The 16,749-nt window shown below is 71.3% G+C and carries 15 protein-coding genes; 8 read left to right on the top strand and 7 right to left on the bottom strand.

The genetic code is table 11. The annotated features are described in order from the left end of the window. Window positions 1-6: 6 nt before the first annotated feature. The 3 genes from AB0M08_RS38315 to AB0M08_RS38325 all read right to left on the bottom strand — a co-directional run bounded on the left by AB0M08_RS38315 (window position 7) and on the right by AB0M08_RS38325 (window position 3,605). Entirely contained in the window at window positions 7-951 is a 945-nt protein-coding gene (locus AB0M08_RS38315) for a permease prefix domain 1-containing protein (RefSeq protein ID WP_364504710.1), read from the bottom strand. Continuing rightward, complete coding sequence (locus AB0M08_RS38320) at window positions 948-1,289, bottom strand: PadR family transcriptional regulator (protein ID WP_364504712.1); 342 nt, start codon at window positions 1,287-1,289, stop codon at window positions 948-950. Before AB0M08_RS38320 ends, AB0M08_RS38315 begins: the two co-directional genes overlap by 4 nt. Before the next feature lie 96 nt (window positions 1,290-1,385). Further along, on the bottom strand, window positions 1,386-3,605 hold the full coding sequence (locus AB0M08_RS38325; RefSeq protein ID WP_364504714.1) for a glycoside hydrolase family 3 C-terminal domain-containing protein: 2,220 nt from the start codon (window positions 3,603-3,605) through the stop codon (window positions 1,386-1,388). A 153-nt stretch (window positions 3,606-3,758) separates the two neighbouring features. On the opposite strand from AB0M08_RS38325, the gene AB0M08_RS38330 reads away from it, so the two are divergent. Next, a complete protein-coding gene (locus AB0M08_RS38330; RefSeq protein ID WP_364504716.1) occupies window positions 3,759-4,385 on the top strand; it encodes a helix-turn-helix domain-containing protein in 627 nt (208 codons plus the stop codon). 22 nt (window positions 4,386-4,407) lie between these two features. Here the strand turns inward: AB0M08_RS38330 and AB0M08_RS38335 are convergent, their stop codons facing one another. From AB0M08_RS38335 to AB0M08_RS38345, 3 genes are read right to left on the bottom strand one after another with little or no spacing between them, the layout of a single operon-like run. Continuing rightward, on the bottom strand, window positions 4,408-5,643 hold the full coding sequence (locus AB0M08_RS38335) for an NYN domain-containing protein (protein ID WP_364504718.1): 1,236 nt from the start codon (window positions 5,641-5,643) through the stop codon (window positions 4,408-4,410). A gap of 53 nt (window positions 5,644-5,696) precedes the next feature. Next, window positions 5,697-5,960 (bottom strand): GlsB/YeaQ/YmgE family stress response membrane protein, encoded by a 264-nt coding sequence (locus tag AB0M08_RS38340; protein WP_364504720.1) that lies wholly within the window; start codon window positions 5,958-5,960, stop codon window positions 5,697-5,699. Window positions 5,961-6,020: 60 nt separating this feature from the next. After that, window positions 6,021-6,398 carry a YccF domain-containing protein gene (locus AB0M08_RS38345; RefSeq protein ID WP_364504722.1) on the bottom strand — a complete coding sequence of 126 codons (378 nt, stop codon included), beginning with the start codon at window positions 6,396-6,398 and terminating at the stop codon, window positions 6,021-6,023. 89 nt (window positions 6,399-6,487) lie between these two features. Between AB0M08_RS38345 and AB0M08_RS38350 the strand changes: the two genes are divergently transcribed. Continuing rightward, on the top strand, window positions 6,488-6,985 hold the full coding sequence (locus AB0M08_RS38350) for a hypothetical protein (RefSeq protein WP_364504724.1): 498 nt from the start codon (window positions 6,488-6,490) through the stop codon (window positions 6,983-6,985). Here the strand turns inward: AB0M08_RS38350 and AB0M08_RS38355 are convergent. Next, window positions 6,958-9,114, bottom strand: coding sequence for a sigma-70 family RNA polymerase sigma factor (locus AB0M08_RS38355; protein WP_364504726.1), 2,157 nt, complete (start codon window positions 9,112-9,114; stop codon window positions 6,958-6,960). The genes AB0M08_RS38350 and AB0M08_RS38355 overlap by 28 nt on opposite strands. A gap of 225 nt (window positions 9,115-9,339) precedes the next feature. Between AB0M08_RS38355 and AB0M08_RS38360 the strand changes: the two genes are divergently transcribed. The 6 genes from AB0M08_RS38360 to AB0M08_RS38385 all read left to right on the top strand — a co-directional run bounded on the left by AB0M08_RS38360 (window position 9,340) and on the right by AB0M08_RS38385 (window position 16,662). Continuing rightward, window positions 9,340-10,794 (top strand): pectinesterase family protein, encoded by a 1,455-nt coding sequence (locus AB0M08_RS38360; RefSeq protein WP_364504728.1) that lies wholly within the window; start codon window positions 9,340-9,342, stop codon window positions 10,792-10,794. 89 nt (window positions 10,795-10,883) lie between these two features. Beyond that, window positions 10,884-12,278, top strand: coding sequence for a DNA polymerase IV (locus AB0M08_RS38365; protein ID WP_364504730.1), 1,395 nt, complete (start codon window positions 10,884-10,886; stop codon window positions 12,276-12,278). A gap of 62 nt (window positions 12,279-12,340) precedes the next feature. After that, window positions 12,341-12,595, top strand: a complete 255-nt coding sequence (locus AB0M08_RS38370) for a hypothetical protein (RefSeq protein ID WP_364504732.1) — start codon at window positions 12,341-12,343, stop codon at window positions 12,593-12,595. Window positions 12,596-12,689: 94 nt separating this feature from the next. Then, a complete protein-coding gene (ctaD, locus tag AB0M08_RS38375) occupies window positions 12,690-14,393 on the top strand; it encodes a cytochrome c oxidase subunit I (protein WP_364504734.1) in 1,704 nt (567 codons plus the stop codon). A gap of 115 nt (window positions 14,394-14,508) precedes the next feature. After that, window positions 14,509-15,909 (top strand): hypothetical protein, encoded by a 1,401-nt coding sequence (locus AB0M08_RS38380; RefSeq protein WP_364504736.1) that lies wholly within the window; start codon window positions 14,509-14,511, stop codon window positions 15,907-15,909. A gap of 195 nt (window positions 15,910-16,104) precedes the next feature. Further along, window positions 16,105-16,662 carry a TetR family transcriptional regulator gene (locus AB0M08_RS38385; RefSeq protein ID WP_364504738.1) on the top strand — a complete coding sequence of 186 codons (558 nt, stop codon included), beginning with the start codon at window positions 16,105-16,107 and terminating at the stop codon, window positions 16,660-16,662. The last annotated feature ends 87 nt before the right edge of the window (window positions 16,663-16,749 follow it).

The following is a 16,749-nucleotide window of genomic DNA, read 5'->3' on the forward strand; positions in this document are numbered from 1 at the left end:
ACCGGGTCAGCTGACCACGGCCCGGCGGTTCCGCTCCGCCTGGACCACGACCTGGCCGATGTCCCAGAGCGTGCTGAGCACCACGCTGACGATCAGGGTGGTGGTCATCCAGGTCTTCACGTGACCGTCCACCAGCTCGGCGATCCGCTGGTACCCGGGGTTGAAGAAGCCGTCCGAGGCGAGGAGCCAGATCAGCGGGGCGCCCACCAGCACGGCCAGCACCGCGTTGCCCGCGGAGGTCGCCCGCGTCCAGCCGCCGCGCGCCCGGACCGCGAACGGGTAGGCGGCACGGACCAGCAGGACCACGATCAGGAACGGCCACCAGAAGGTCCAGTTCGCGGGGTCGAGCACCGGCACCGCGGTGAAGGTGAACTCCTGCAGCACCAGGCCCCCGATCAGCAGCAGGGACCAGGTGGCGCCGGCGACCAGCTCGGTCGTCCGCAGGCCGGGCGGTTCGTGGCGGGGGAGGTCGTCGACGGACCAGGCGCGGGTGTTCTGCAGCGGCGCGTGCGGGCCGGTCCGTTCCAGGATCGCGAAGGCGAGGGTGGTCCAGAACGCGATGTGCGCGCCGACGGTGAGCGTGCTGGTGACGATCGCCGCGATCACCTTGCCGATGTTCAGGTCGTCCAGGATCTGGATCAGCGTGACCAGCCCGACGGCGACCGGCAGCACGATCGAGTAGAGCATCTTCAGGACGCGGAGCCAGGCGAAGTAGAGGTCCGGGCCGATCAGGTACGCCGGGCGGCCCACGTATCCGTCGGCGAGCCGGGCCGGGTCGCCGAGCTCGGTCAGCGTGCTCTCCAGCGCGGCCTCCGGAGCCTCGCCGGACTCGATCCGGGCATCCACCGCGTCGCCGATCGAGGCGCGCAGCTCCCGGTCGATGTCGGTGCGCTGCTGCTCCGGGATGCGGCGCAGCGCGGTGGTCACATAGCGGTCGACGAGGTGGTTCATCCTTGGCTCCCCGTGGTCAGGTCGGTGATCGCGCCGTCGAGTCGTGCCCATTCGCCGCGCAGGGTCGCGGCGATCGAGTCGCCCTGCTCGGTGGTCTTGTAGAACTTCCGCGGCCGGGCCTCGTCGGTGTTCCACTCACTGGTGAGCAGCCCCTGTGCCTCGAGGCGCCGGAGCAGCGGGTACAGCGTGTTCGCCTCCACCTCGAAGCCGGCCTCGCTGAGCGTCTCGAGCAGCGAGTAGCCGTATCCGGGGGTGCGCAGCACGGTGAGGCTGGCCACGACGACCGTGCCGCGCCGCAGCTCCTGCAGGTGCCCGGAGAGCGTCGCATCCATTGTCATGCTCAACACGATACTGTGCGACGCACACTATGGCAATGCGATACAACAAAACAGCCCGCAACCATATGGTTGCGGGCTGTTTTGAACCGTTTTGGGTTAGTCGTTGGCGGCCTTCACCAGGCTCGCGACGACCTCCGTGGTCAGCGGGCTGTTCGGGAACATCGCCATCCGGCTCAGCGGCAGGCTGCCCAGCATCAGCAGCATCTCCGGCGTGGCGGCCAGCGCGCCCAGCGGCGAATCGCCCGCGGTGGCCGACGCGAACGACTCCTTGATGAGCGCGGAGCCGCGCTCGTCGGCGAACCACTCGGCCACACTGGAGTCCGCGGTCAGCGGCACCCGGGCCGGGTCGCCGTCGATCTTCGCGGACGCGGTCGCCCGGATGTCCCGGGACGAGGCGCCGATCTCGACCAGGTACTCACCGCCCTCGACGATCCACTTCCCGAGCCGGGTCTCCCAGTACGCCAGGTCGCCGCGCTCCACGGTCAGCACGACCTCCTCGGTCGCGCCCGCCGCGATCGCCACGCTGGCGAACGCCTTGAGCTCGCGCGGCGCCCGGACGACCGTCGAACCGGGCAGGCTGACGTACGCCTGCACGACCTCGCGGCCGTCGCGGGAGCCGCTGTTGGTCACCGGCACGCGGATCTCCACCCCGGCGCCGGAGACGGTCGCGGTCGCGGTGCCGTACGTGAACGTGGTGTACGAGAGGCCGAAGCCGAACGGGTACGCCACCTCCTGCTCCCGGGCGTCGAAGCCGCGGTAGCCGACGTGGATGCCCTCGCCGTACCGGACATGGCCGTTCTCGCCGGGGAAGTCCAGGTAGGACGGGTGGTCCGCGAGCTTCAGCGGGATCGTCTCGGCGAGCCGCCCGGACGGGTTGACCCGGCCGAAGAGCACGTCCGCGATCGCGCTGCCGCCGGCCTGGCCGAGCAGCCAGCCCTCGACCAGCGCCGCGACGCCCTGATCCCACGGCCGGGTACGCAGCACCGCGCCGTTGGAGAGCACCACGACCGTCTTCGGGTTGGCCGCCGAGACCGCCTCGATCAGCGCCAGCTGCGGCGCCGGGAGCTCGATCGAGTCGCGGTCCGCGCCCTCGGTCTCGTGCACCGTACCGGCGAAGACGATCGCCACGTCGCTGCCGGTCGCCGCGCTGACCGCCTCGGCGATCAGGGCCTGGTCCGGCGCGGTGCCCTCGATGGTGTATCCGGCCGCGAACCGCACCTCGGCGCCGGTCGAGGCCTTGATCTCGGTGAGCGCGTCGTCCAGCTTCGTCGGGTTGATCTGCGAGCTGCCGCCACCCTGGTAGCGCGGCGTCCGGGCGAACTCGCCGATCACCGCGACGCTCTGCCCCCCACTCGCGAGCGGGAGCACGTCGCCGTCGTTCTTCAGCAGCACGATCGCCCGTCCGGCGATCTCCCGGGCCAGTGCGTGGTGCGCCGCGGCGTCGTAGGTCGTGGCGGTCCGCTTCCCGGCCGCCACGATCATCTTGCGTACGCGCTCCGCCGACGTCCGCAGCAGCGCCGGGTCGAGCGACCCGTTCCCGACCGCCTCGACCAGGGCCTGGTCGCCCGCCGCGTCCGGTCCCGGCATGGTGAGGTCGAGTCCCGCGGCGATCGCGGCGACCCGGTCCACGACCGCGCCCCAGTCCGACACGACCAGGCCCTCGTAGCCCCACTCGTCGCGCAGCACCTCGGTGAGCAGCCAGTGGTGCTGGCTCGCGTACACCCCGTTGACCTTGTTGTACGCGCACATCACGGTCCACGGCTGCGCCCGGGTGACGACCCGGTGGAACGCGCGCAGGTACATCTCCCGCAGGGTGCGCTCGTCGAGGTCGGCGCTGATCCGCATCCGGTCGGTCTCCTGGCTGTTCACCGCGTAGTGCTTCAGCGAGGAGCCGACACCCTTGCTCTGGATGCCGCGCACCCACGCGGTGGCGAGCTCGCCGGCGAGGATCGGGTCCTCGGAGAAGTATTCGAAGTTCCGGCCGCCCAGCGGGCTGCGCTTGAGGTTGACGCCCGGGCCGAGCAGCACCGCGACGTCCATGGCCCGGCACTCGTCGCCGAGCGCCTCGCCCATCCGGCGCAGCAGCTCCGGATCCCAGGTGGAGGCGCTGGCCACGGCCGGCGGGAAGCAGGTGGCCGGGATGCCGGTGAGCAGGTCGCCCTCGGAGGCCTGCATCCGCACGCCGTGCGGCCCGTCGGTCACGGTGAGCGCGGGCAGCCCGGCGGACTCGACCGCCGTGGTGTGCCAGAAGTCGCTGCCGCTGGTGATCGCCGCCTGTTCGGCGACGCTGAGTTCGTTCGTGGCTTCGTTCGTCATGGCTGAGGAGGTCCTTTCCAACGCCAGCATGCCGGTCCATGCCGGTCGCCCACCGAAATTCGCTCTTACTGAGTACCTACTAGGTAGTAATTACTCGGTAACATAACCCCGCCGTGACCTGCCCGACAAGAGGCCGCTGGTAGGAAGGACGCTGTGAAGACCGAACCGCCCCGCCGCCGGGACCGACCCCGCCTGCCGGCCGCCGAGCGCCGCCGCCAGATCATCGAGGTCACCACCCGCCTGATCGCCGAACGGGGCTTCTGGGGCCTCTCGATGCAGGACGTCGCCGACGGCTGCGGTCTCACCGTCCCCGGCCTGCTCCACCACGTGGGCACCAAGGACAGCCTGCTCGTGGCGGTCCTGGAACACCGCGACCAGGCGGACAACCGGTCGCTGGCCACCGCCCTCGGCGCGCCGGAGGGCACCTCCCGCGACGACCTGGCCGGCGCGGTCTCGCTGCCCCAGGCGTGCGCCGCGATCGTCCGCCGCAACGCCGCGCAGCCGGAGATCGTGCGGCTCTTCACCGTGCTGGAGGCCGAGTCGCTCGACCCGGACCACCCCGCGCACGACTACTTCAAGGCCCGCCAGGAGAACACCATCGCCACCTTCGCGTCGCTGGCCGAGGGCCGGGTCGCCGACCCGGAGACGCTCGGCCGCCAGGTGATGGCGCTGATGGACGGCCTGCAGATCCAGTGGCTCCGCGACCCGGAGCGCCTCGACCTGGTCGCCGCCTGGGCCGCGGTCTCCCCGGCCCTCTTCGCGGCCTTCCCGGCCGGCTGAGGAGCTGCCGAAACCGGGACCCTCAGACGGCGCCGAGCCAGGCGCGGACCTCGGCGATCTCGTCCTCGTTCAGCGCGATCGCGGCCGCCTCCGCCCGGTTGAGCACGTTGTCGGCGAACGCGGACGCGATCTCCGCGGCGTTCGGGGCCGGCTGGCGGTAGAGCGGCGCCCCGCCGAAGGCCGTCCCCCGGGTCACGAACGCGATCGCGCTGCGGCTCACGTCCACGCCCTGGGCGGAGAGCTGGTCCCGGGCCCAGCGGGTGGCCTCGGTCAGGTTGAAGTGGTGGGTGGCGGCGTACTCGGCGAGGGCCTGGTAGACCTGTGGCCAGATCTCGCTGGGTAACCGCGGCACGCTGAGCAGCGAGGACAGTTGCCCGACCGGCTCGGGCGCGGTCCCGCCGCCGGTGGCGCCGGCCTCGGGCGGGTCGTGGCGGCCGGCGTCCCAGACGAAGTGGTTGGAGAACTTCGCGTTCGGCAGGGTCAGGCTCTCCAGGGCGCGGACGAAGCCGCCGAAGCCGAACCAGTTGGTCTCGTCGACGCTGGGGCCGAGCTGGCGGCGCAGGTCGTGGGCGAGCGAGGCCAGGTTGATCGGTGCGGTGGCCGAGTCGAAGCGCCAGGCGACCAGGTCGCGGAACTGCTGGTAGGAGACGGGCGTCTCGGGGTCGCCGTCGGCGGGGGCGGGTGCGACCGGGTCGTCGTTCTCCACCGGCTCGCCCTGGACCAGTTCGAGCAGCTCCTGGCTGGTGATCAGGCGGTCGGCGACGGCGGTGAAGGCCTCGGCGGCGTCCGACGGGGAGACGATCGTGGTCCGGCGGTCGGCCCGGCGCAGGCGTACCAGAAGAGGGGTCATGTCCGAATCGCCGGAGCCGATCACGAACTCCTCGTAGGGCACCGGGTCGGCCAGCGTGTCGACCGCGTCCACCACCATCCGGATGTCGGCGGCGTTCTTGGTGTGTGTCAGCCGCGGGCAGTCGATCACCTCGAAGCCGGCGTTCACGAAGAACGGGCGGAACTGCGAGTAGTAGAGCCGGGGCGGCTGCGCGGACGGGTCCGGATTGGGCACCCAGCCGCCCGGGTTCATGTAGCAGCGCAGGATCAACCAGCGCCGCGGGCCGTCGACGGTCAGCGACGTGGTCAGGCGGACCAACCACGAGGCCGGGTCCTTGGCGAACTGGATCGCCACGTCCGGGTCCTGCTTGATCAGTCCGCTGAACACGTTGTCGAAGTCCAGATAAAGTGCGGCGCGTACGCGTGCCATGACCGAAAACCTACCGCGTGCGCGCCGCTCTCGCGGTCCGAAGGGGTGCAGGCTCAGGGGCGGCGGCGGATCCCGGCGACCAGGGCGACGCCGACGGCGGCCACACCGATCTGCAGGAAGAGCTCGATCCAGTCGACACCCCTGGTGTCGTCGACGCCGAGGACACCGGCCAGGAACGTGCCGACGATCGCGCCGAGCACACCGATCAGGAGGGTCAGCCAGATCGGGATGTTCTGCTTGCCGGGCACCACCAGCCGGCCGAGGGCGCCGATGATGAGACCGAAGATGATAGCGGTGAAGAAGCCGGTAATCTCCACTTCAGCTCCTTGTGGAAGGTGGAAGGCGGAAGGTTGGGAGGGGGTGGGGCGTGCGGGGTCTCAGTCCAGGTCCACGATGTCCCGGCCGAGCGGCCAGAACGCGACCGGCACCAGCTTGAAGTTCGCGATGCCGAACGGGATGCCGATGATCGTCACGCACTGGGCGATGCCGGCGGTGAGGTGGCCGAGCGCGATCCACCAGCCGAACAGCACCACCCAGAGGACGTTGGCGAGCCCGGAGGCGACACCGGCGTCCTGCCTGCTGACCACGGTACGGCCGAACGGCCAGAGCGAATAGATCGCCAGCCGCATCGCCGCGACGCCGAACGGAATCGTGACCACCAGCGCGAAGCAGATCAGCGCCGCGACGCCGTACCCGATCGCGAGCAGGAAGCCGCTGCCGAAGATGAACCAGAGAACGTTGAGGATGACGCGCACAGGATCAGTCTGACGCCCCTGCGCCACCAGTAGGGGACCCTCCGTAGGGGATCGCACAATGTGGGCGGCGGCCCGGACGTCCCGGGTTGTTGAGTGACAACGTGCGCCTCGCCCAGGTTCTCGACGTCCTCGAACGGCTGCTCGCCGCCGCCCGCCACCCGGAGATCACCGCGGTGGACCGGTTCGGCAGTGACGCGGCGCCCGGCGGGCCGTCCCCGGCCGGGGTGCGGGTGCGCTACACCACGGGCGCCGAGGCGTACCTCTGGGGCGCGGTCTGGCCGGGGGAGAACCCGCTGCCGGTCCCGGAGACGCTGCCGCCGCCGTTGGGCCGCCGCCCGGATCGCCTCGCGGTCCTCACGGCACAGCTGCTCGACGCCGTCCGGCCGCCCGAGTTCGCCTCCTGGCAGCTGCTCGGCCTGCCCGACCTGGGCCCGGCGGGGGAACGCGGCAAGGCGCCCCGCGGGATCCGGATCACCGGTGCCGACGGTACGTCGCTGCTGCTGCGGGTGACGGCGGCGGGCGGCCCGACGGCGGAGTCCGAGACCGAGCCCTACCCGGACTACTCGCCGGCCATCGACGCCCCGTAGCCGCCGGACGTGACGACGAGGTAGGCGGTCGCGGGGAGCGCTCCGGTGGCCGTACGGGCGGACTCGGCACCGGACGGATCGGCCGAGCGGAAGCGGGCCGCCGACCAGGACCCCTCCTGCCAGCTGTTGTGGGTCGCGGCGCCGGAGGCGGCGAGCCCGACCTCGCCCTGCGTGTTGCCGACGGCGACGTTGTAACGGAGGGTGGCCGGCGAGGTGGTGATCGCGAAGCCCAGCCCGGTGTTCCGGAAGGCGGTGTTGTTGCCGAGCGTGAGCACCGCGCCGTTGCCCTCGTCGACGAAGCCGTGGCTGCCGTTGTTCCAGGCCGCGTTGTTCCGGACGGTGTGCGCGGCGGCGACGGCCGGACTGCCGCCGCCGAGCGAGAAGCCGTTCGCGCCGTTCCGGTACGACCAGTTGTGCTCCACGTCGACCGGGCTGCCGAACGAGCCCAGGTCGATACCGTCACCGGCGTTGCGATACGCACGGTTACCGCGCAGCACGTTGCCCTCGCCGGAGCCGAACTGGACCGACAGCCCGGAGCCCTGATTGTCGTAGAAGTCGCTCTCCAGCACCTGGTTGCCCACGGTCCCGGCGTCACGCAGCATCAGCCCGGCGCTCGCGCCCCCGTGCACCGTGATCCGCTGGAAGACCGTGCCCACACAGCCCGAGCAGACCCACGCCTGGTTCCGCGCGCCGCTCACCTCCAGGTCCTGGATGCTCCAGTACGACGCCCGCTGGGTGACCGCCCACTGGTCGGAGGCGACCGCCGACGCGTCGATGACCGGGTGCTCGCCGCGGTAGCCGCTGAGCACCACACGCTTCGCCGCGGTGCCGCTCGTGGTGATCGAGATCGGTCCACTGAGGTGGTACGTGCCGCCCCGCAGCGCGATCGTCCGCCCGGCCCGCACGGTCGCGACAGCCTTGGCGATCGAGGCGAACGGATGGGCGAGGCTGCCGTCGGCGGTGTCCGACCCGCCCGGCGCCACATAGATGTCCGCGCTGCTCACCCCGGTGCCGGCCGCCGTGGTCCGGGACGCCGACGGGGAGGCCGGTGCCGCCGAGGTCGCCGTCGCGGTGGTGGGCCGTAGCGAGACCGGCGGCCGCGTGGTGATCGGTCCGGCAGCCGGCCCGACCGCGGTGACCCCGGGCTCCGGGTACGACGGCGTCTCGAGGACGGCGTACGCGAAACCGCCACCGACCGCGACCGTCGCCACCGTGGCCGCCGCCAGGGCCTTCTGCTGGACCAGCGACTGGACCGAGGCGGCCAGGGAGAGACCGCCGGTGGTGGCCGGCACGGCCGCCCCGCCGTGCACCGCGGCCTGCACCGCCGCCGCCACCGCGAACGGCACCGGGATCGCGGCCACGCCGAGCAGCAGCTGTTCCGGCGCGACCAGCCCGCCCTGGCGTACCCGGCAGCGCGGGCAGTCGCGGACGTGCCGGGCCAGGCGCTTGCGCCACACCGAGTCGGTGGTCCCGTCCCAGAACCGGATCATGTCCGCCAGCTCGGGGCAGATCGGCCGGGCGCGCAGTGCCCGGACCACCCCGCGGGCCAGGTCCAGCTGGGCCTTCATCCGCTGCACCCGGACCGCGGCGTGCTTGGGCTTGACCTCCAGCGCGGCCGCCAGCTCGGCCCGGGTGAGCCGCCCGGACGCCTCCTGCCACCAGAGCGCGAGCAGTTCCCGGTCGCCCTCCTCCAGCCAGCGGTGGGCCTCGGCGATCTCCCGGCGCTGCTCGGTGACGACCATCTCGGCGGTGGTCCGCTCGGCGAAGTCGCCGGCCGGGTCGGCCACGTCGACCGGCTCCGGGTGGTGGCGCAGCAGGGTCATCTTGCGGGACCGCAGGTGCATCTGGATCTGCCGGTACGCGATCGCGATCAGCCACGATCGGAATCGGTCGGGCTGACGCAGGCCGCTCAGCCCGCGGATGGCCCGGAGCATGGTCTCCTGCACCAGGTCGTCGACGTCGGGGTGGCCGTCCAGCGCGCGCCCGATCACGTTGTAGACGAGGGGGAGGTGTCCGGTGATCAACTGTTCCAGGGCGCCGACGTCGCCGGACTGTGCCTCGCGGACCAGGATCGTGGTGTCCCGGGCCATCGCCGTCTGACCATCGAACGCCGTCTGACTCTCCGTCACCGTCCTGCTCCCGAGTCGGTCGTCCGGCCACGGTCGATGTCACCGGTCCGTGATGGTGGCACAGGGCCGAAGAGCCTGTAAAGCGCGGGGGTCGCAAAATACTTCGAGATTTTTCTGTTATCCCGTGGTCGGTCGAGCATCTACGGAACGCCGCTTCTCCCCAGAGTGGCGTCACCGAAAGTGACGGCTTCCCCGGCTGTCACGTCCCTACGAGAGGACGATCCCTTGTCCGAGAAGCGCCGCCTTTCCCCGGGGCGGAAGATCGCCGTGGCGACCCTGCTGGCCGCCGTGCCGAGCGCCGCGATCGCGTACAGCGTGCTGCCCTCGTCGGCCGCGAGCACCCCCGCCGCGGCCACGACCTACACGCTGGTCGTCAAGAAGAGCGCGATGTGCCTGGACGTGCCGTCGGCGTCCACCACGTCGGGCGCGCTGCTGCAGCAGAACACCTGCGCCACCAGCGCCACCAAGCAGCAGTTCACCCTGGTCTCCGCCGGCACCTCGGTCTACCAGCTGGTCAACAAGAACAGCGGGCTCTGCGTGGACGTGCCGAGCGGCTCGACCACCTCCGGCAAGCAGCTCCAGCAGGTCACCTGCACCGCCAAGGAGTCGCACGACCTCTGGAGGCTGACCGCCAGCGGGACCGGCACGTACCAGGTGATCAACGCGAACAGCGGGCTCTGCATGTCGGACTCCGGCGCGTCGACCACCGCGGGGACGGCGATCGTCCAGGAGACGTGCACCGCGAACAGCAACAAGCAGTGGGCGTTCACCGCCGTGACCACCACGTCGTCGACGTCGTACACGGTCGCCGCCGACGGGACCGGCAAGTACACCACCGTGCAGGCCGCCATCGACGCGGTGGGCACCGGCAACAGCAGCCGGCAGACGATCACCATCAAGCCGGGCACCTACCGGGAGATCGTCACCGTCCCGGCGACCAAGCCGTACATCACGCTGCAGGGCGGCGGGTCGACGGCGAGCGAGGTGGTCATCGTCAACAACCGGGGCGCCGCGACCTACGGCACCTTCGCCACCCCGACCATGTACGTCTACGGCGCCGACTTCATCGCGTCCAACCTGACCGTCTCGAACGACTTCGACGAGACCGGCCTGACCAGCGGCACCCAGGCCGTCGCGCTGCGGGTGGACGGCGACCGGGCCGAGTTCGACAACGTCCGGCTCCTCGGCGACCAGGACACCCTGCTGGTCAACCTGGGTTCCCGGGCCTACTTCGAGAGCTCGTACATCGAGGGCACGGTCGACTTCATCTTCGGGTACGGCACCGCGGTCTTCAACGCGTGCAGCATCTACGAGAAGCGCTCCACCGGCGGCCCGATCACCGCGGCCAAGACCCCGGCGGACCAGACGTACGGCTTCCTGATCTACAAGTCGACCATCACCGGCGCGACGAGCAACACCACCCAGCTGGGCCGTCCGTGGGGCGCCGACGCGCAGGTCGTCTTCCGGGAGAACACCCTGGGCGCCACCATCGCGACGTCGCAGCCGTGGATCGACATGTCCGGCAACGTCTGGGAGGACGCCCGCTTCTTCGAGTACGGCAACACCGGCTCGGGCGCGACCACGAACAGCAACCGCCCGCAGCTGACCGCGTCGCAGGCGGCCGCCTACACCCCGCAGAAGTACCTGGCCGGCTCCGACAGCTGGAACCCGATCGGCTGACGGGTGCCCCGGGGCCCGTTCACGGACGGGTCCCGGCGTTCGTCATGGTGTGCGGCCTTTCTGTCAGACCCCGTGCGTAGGCTGCGGGCGTGCGGGGGGAACCGAGCATCTTGCATGTGGACCTCGACGCGATGTTCGCCGCTGTCGAGCAGCGCGACAAGGTCTCCCTGCGCGGGCGGCCGGTCGTCGTGGGTGGCGTCGCCGGTCGTGGCGTGGTGTCCACCGCGTCCTACGAGGCGCGGGCCTTCGGCGTGCACTCCGCGATGCCGATGGCGCAGGCCCGCCGCCGGTCGCCGCCGGGTACCGCGTTCCTGTCGCCCCGGTTCGCGGCGTACAAGAGGACCAGCGAGGTGGTGATGCGGCTGCTCGGCGAGGTGTCGCCGCTGGTCGAGCAGGTGAGCATCGACGAGGCGTATGTGGATCTCCGGGTGACCGACAATGATCTGAGCCTGGAGGGCGTCACCGCGCTGGCCCGCGAGCTCAAGACGGCGATCGCGGCGGCCACCGGCGGCGTCACCGGCTCGGTCGGCGCGGCCTCCTCCAAGCTGCTCGCCAAGATCAGCTCCGACCTGCACAAACCGGACGGCCTCACGGTGGTGCCGCCCGGTGGGGAGCTCACCTTCCTGCACCCCCTGCCGGTGGGCAGGCTGGGCGGGGTCGGTCCCGCCACCGAGCAGCGTTTACACCGTTCCAACGTACGCACGATCGGGCAATTGGCCGCCGTCGAGCTGAGCGATCTCGTCGACTGGTTCGGCACCGCGCACGGCTCCGGGCTGTACCGTCTCGCCCGCGCCGACGACGGCCGGCCGGTGGTGAGCGAGCGGGAGGCCAAGTCGGTCTCGGCCGAGGAGACGTTCGACGTCGACCTGACCGACCCGGCCCACCTGAACCGCGAACTGGAGCTGCTGGCCACCCGGGTCGCCGGCCGCCTGCGGTCGAGCGGGCTGACCGGCCGCACGGTGAACATCAAGGTCCGCCACCCCGACTTCACCACGGTGACCCGCGCGATCACCCGCGACCAGCCCACCGACGACCCGAGGCTGGTCGCCCAGCTGGCCCGTCGCCTGCTCGCCGAGCTCGACACCTCGGGCGGCATCCGTCTCCTCGGCGTCGGCGTCTCCACGCTGGCCGATTTCGCCCAGGACGACCTGTTCACCCTCCTGCCCGCTTTCGACCTCTCCTCGCCGGCCGTGCCCACCGCGTCCCCCGTGCCCTCACCCTCTCTGCTGGCCGGCGGATCGGATTCCTCTGATTCGCCGGTCGACGATCCCGGGACGGTGCCGCCTCCCGTCTGGCGGCCGGGACAGGACGTGCTCCACGACGACGTCGGCGCGGGCTGGGTCTGGGGGAGTGGCCTCGGCCGGGTCACCGTCCGCTTCGAGGGGCCGCGCACCCCGCCGGGCCCGGTCCGCACCTTCGCGGTGGGCGACCCGGCGCTGCACCCCGCCGATCCGCCGGACTGGACCGCGGACCCGCACGCCTGAATCGTCGCTCGTCGCTCGTCGCTCGTCGCTCGTCGCTCGTCGCTCGTCGCTCGTCGCTCGGCGTGCGGCGGCGGCTGTCGCTGGCCCGGCTGGCCCGCCTGAGCTGCTGGACCGGGACCCTGCTGTTCGGGGTGAGCGCGGTCCTGACCGGCGGCGCCGCCGCGGCCGTGCCGGCCGGGGTGCTGGCCGACCGCGCGGGTGCCCCGGCCGCGGTGCTGGTCTTCACCGCCGCGATGGGTGTGTCGGCGTTGGTCGTGACGTTCGCCCGGGGGTCGCGCGAGGCCGTACCGGAGAGGGATGCCGTTATGCGCGGATGATGCGTGGCCGCCGGGTTGGCAAGCCCCTGCGGCGGGAGTACGAACGGTTCATGTGACCGAAATCGGGTACGCCCGCCGGGATGGAGTGCCACCGATGACCGCAGTCGCGCCACGTCCTGTCCAGACCCGCTCCTGGCCGGTCCGTCCCCAGGTGCGCGGCTCCTGGCTGGCCCGGACGATCCGGACCACGGACGCCAAGCAGATCGGCATCATGTACCTGGTCACCGCCTTCGGATTCTTCCTGGTGGGCGGCGTGATGGCGCTGATCATGCGAGCCGAGCTGGCCCGGCCGGGGATGCAGATCCTCTCCCCGGAGCAGTACAACCAGCTCTTCACCATGCACGGCACGATCATGCTGCTGCTCTTCGCCACCCCGATCCTCTTCGCCTTCGCGAACTTCGTGGTGCCGCTGCAGATCGGCGCGCCGGACGTGGCGTTCCCGCGGCTGAACGCGTTCGCGTACTGGCTCTACCTGTTCGGCGGGACGATGGCGCTGGGCGGGTTCCTCTTCCCGGGCGGGGCGGCCGATTTCGGCTGGACGGCGTACGTACCCCTGAGCGACGGCCAGAACTCGCCGGGCCTGGGCGGCAATGCCTGGGTGGTCGGCCTGGCGATCTCCGGGGTCGGCACCATCCTCGGCGCGGTCAACATGATCACCACGATCCTCTGCCTCCGCGCGCCCGGCATGGTGATGTTCCGGATGCCGATCTTCACGTGGAACATCCTGCTCACCAGCCTGCTGGTGATCCTGGTCTTCCCGTTCCTGGCGGCCGCGCTCTTCGCCCTCGCCGCCGACCGGGTGCTGGACGCGCAGGTCTTCAACGTCGAGACCGGCGGCCCACTGCTCTGGCAGCACCTCTTCTGGTTCTTCGGCCATCCCGAGGTCTACGTGGTCGCGCTGCCGTTCTTCGGGATCATCACCGAGATCATCCCGGTCTTCAGCCGCAAGCCGGTCTTCGGGTACAAACCGCTGGTCGCGGCCACCCTGCTGATCTCCGGGCTGTCGATGAGCGTCTGGGCGCACCACATGTTCGCCACCGGCCAGGTGCTGCTGCCCTTCTTCAGCCTGCTCAGCTACCTGATCGCGGTGCCCACCGGGATGAAGTTCTTCGTCTGGATCGGCACCATGTGGCGCGGCCAGCTCACCTTCGAGTCACCGATGCTCTTCTCGATCGGCTTCCTGGTCACCTTCCTGTTCGGCGGGCTGACCGGGGTGCTGCTGGCGTCCCCGCCGGTCGACTTCCACGTGCACGACAGCTACTTCGTGGTGGCGCACTTCCACTACGTCCTGTTCGGCACGATCGTGTTCGCGGTCTTCGCCGGCATCTACTTCTGGTTCCCGAAGATGTTCGGCCGGATGCTCGACGACCGGCTCGGCAAGGTGCACTTCTGGCTCACGTTCATCGGCTTCCACACCACGTTCCTGGTGCAGCACTGGCTCGGCGCCGAGGGGATGGCACGCCGGTACGCCGACTACCTGCCGGGCGACGGGTTCACCACGCTGAACACCGTCTCGACGATCGGCTCGTTCATCCTGGGGGCGGCGACGCTCCCGTTCCTCTACAACGTGTGGACGTCGTACCGGGCAGGGCCCACCGTCACCGTCGACGACCCGTGGGGGCACGGGAACTCGCTGGAGTGGGCGACGTCCAGCCCGCCGCCTTTGCGTAATTTCCACCGCATGCCGAGGATTCGCTCGGAGCGCCCGGCATTCGACGTGAAGTTCCCCGAACTCGCTGCTCAGCGCGGGGAGGTCGAGGGCGCGAGCCGGAGCAGCACGAGCGGCATTACGGAATAAATCACCATTTGACGGTTCGCGCGGATGATGAGCGACGGTCGATCGGGCCGTAGCCGGGGCTGAACCCGCTCCGATGAAAGGTCGGACGATTTACCCCGATCCGAGAGGTTGCTCCATGCCGATCGCCCGTCGTACCGCCGCCACCGCCGCCGCCCTCGTGGCGGCCGTGATAACCGCTCCGGCGCCCGCCATCGCCGGCGGGACGGTCTGCTCCACCGGGCGATTCACCGCGACCTCGCAGGCCGACCTCGCCAAGGTCACGGTGCTCGATCCGGGCCCGCTGCTCAAGGGGCTGCCCTCGCTCGCCGACGTCCGGCTCGCGCCCTCGCACAGCGACGTGGACAGCGCGGCCCGGCCGTACCGGAGTACCTCCACCGCGAGCTACGCCGACGCGCGGCTGCTCGGGATGCGCCTGCCCGGCCTGCCGCTGCGCGACGCGGTCGCCAACCACCGGGCACCCGGCAAGGTCGCCGGCCCGGTCGCCGTCGAGACGGCCGCGATCAACGCCGGTGGACTCGCCACCGCGGAGATCGGCAAGTCCACCGCGCAGTCGTTCTGGGACGACAGGTACGGCTGCGGCCGGAAGACCGGGCCGCTCACCCGCTCGGCCACCATGCTCGGCGGCCTCGCACTCCTCGGCGGCGCGGGCAGCTCCCCGGCGATCCAGGCCGTCGACAGCGGCACGCTGATCTCGCGCAAGACCAGCCTCCTCAAGGTCGGGCCGACCGGCTCCACACAGAGCGCGACGGACCTGGTCACCCTCGGCGGGGGCCGGATCGGCGTACGGTCGGGAGCCGGGATCTCGCTGGGTGACCTGACCCTCTTCGGCGGCACCCCGCAGCAGATCTCGGTCAAGGTGATCAGCCAGCCGACGCTCGAGGTGGTCGCCGGCGGTGACCGCAGGCACTCACGCGTCGCCTACCAGGCGGCCGTCCTGGAGATCACGTCGGCCGACGGCGAGGTGACCACTCTGGACGAGAGCCGCGCCGCCGTCTCGCTCAGCCTGCTCGGCCGGATGTCCGCCGCCGGCTCCGGCTCGCTGCTCGGCGTGCGCCTCTCGCTCGGCGAGCCGACACAGGACTGTGGCGACGACCAGGTCCGCGCCGAGGCCGCCTCGATCCGCGTCGAGGTCACTCTCGGCGACGCGCACCTGCTGGACGTCGCGCTCGGCTACCTCTCGGCCACCGCGACCGCACCGCGGCGGGTCAGCTCCGAGACGCCGCGCCGCGAGGTGGCGCCGGTGCCGGACGAGGTGGACGCGGCCCTGCCGGTCTCCCCGGCCGAGGAGACCGCCACCCCCACCCCGGCGGTGGTCGAGGAGATCGGTTCGCCCTCCGCCTCCCCCTCCACCGATTCCGGTACGGCCACGCGTACCGCCGAGCCCACGGCCGAGGCCGGCGGCGCCCTCGCCCTGACCGGCGCCAACGTGGCCGCGGTCGGTGCCGGCGGCGTCGCCCTGATCGCCGGTGGCCTCGCCGTGCTGTTCCTGACCCGGCGCCGCCGCGGCTCTGAGTAACCGCCGCGGCTCTGAGTAACCGCCGCTGCTTTGAGTAACCGCTGCCGCCGCACCCGGAGTGACCGCTCCGGCGTCGCCGTACCCCCGGAGTCACCGGTCCCGGGGTGTCCAGCCCTGGTTCCGGGCCACCCGGCCCTCGGGATCAGGGCTGGACGGCCGGTAGGGGAGTGCCGGAGGCCGCCATAAGATGGTCGGGTGCCGCCGCAGAACCTCCCACCCCGGGATGCGATCCGTCGTGCGGCCGGCGAGCTCTTCGTCCGGGACGGCTACGGCGCGACCACGGTGCGGGCCATCGCCGCCGCCGCCGGCTGCGACCCGGCCCTGGTCATCCGGCACTTCGGTTCCAAGGAGGGCCTCTTCCTGGCCATCCTCCCGGTCTCCGGATCGCTCACCCAGATCCTGGCGGGCCCACTCGACTCGATCGGCCGCGAGCTGGTCCGCTACGTGCTGGAGGGCGCCGAGAGCCCCCTCGCGGGCGTCTACCGTGCCATGGTCAGCGCCTCCGACCGCCCCGAGATCAAGGACCGCCTCCGCGCCTCCATCCACGACGTCTTCGTCGGCCCCCTCGCCGAACGCGTCGGCGGCACCTACCCCGAGCTGCGCGCCCGGCTGGCCGCCGCCCAGTTCGCCGGCCTGATCAACGCCTGCTGGCTGGTCGCCGACCCGGTCCTGGTCTGCGCCGAGTCCGACGCGGTCGTCACCCTCTACGGCGACGCCATCCAGCGCCTCCTGACAAGCCCCGACCCCACCTGACCACCCCACCTGACCACCCTGGGCTGACCGGCCCGGATCGTGGCAAGCGGAGCGAGACGAACCACGGTGCCTCCAAGAGCTTGTGCT

Source organism: Actinoplanes sp. NPDC051851 (genome assembly GCF_040681165.1).
Taxonomy (GTDB): domain Bacteria; phylum Actinomycetota; class Actinomycetes; order Mycobacteriales; family Micromonosporaceae; genus Actinoplanes.

Bases quoted from the DNA above. Each gene is read 5' to 3' on its own strand.
- AB0M08_RS38315 (WP_364504710.1), bottom strand. From the start codon at position 951: ATGAACCACCTCGTCGACCGCTATGTGACCACCGCGCTGCGCCGCATC.
- AB0M08_RS38320 (WP_364504712.1), bottom strand. From the start codon at position 1,289: ATGACAATGGATGCGACGCTCTCCGGGCACCTGCAGGAGCTGCGGCGC.
- AB0M08_RS38325 (WP_364504714.1), bottom strand. From the start codon at position 3,605: ATGACGAACGAAGCCACGAACGAACTCAGCGTCGCCGAACAGGCGGCG.
- AB0M08_RS38335 (WP_364504718.1), bottom strand. From the start codon at position 5,643: ATGGCACGCGTACGCGCCGCACTTTATCTGGACTTCGACAACGTGTTC.
- ctaD (WP_364504734.1), top strand. From the start codon at position 12,690: ATGACCGCAGTCGCGCCACGTCCTGTCCAGACCCGCTCCTGGCCGGTC.
- AB0M08_RS38380 (WP_364504736.1), top strand. From the start codon at position 14,509: ATGCCGATCGCCCGTCGTACCGCCGCCACCGCCGCCGCCCTCGTGGCG.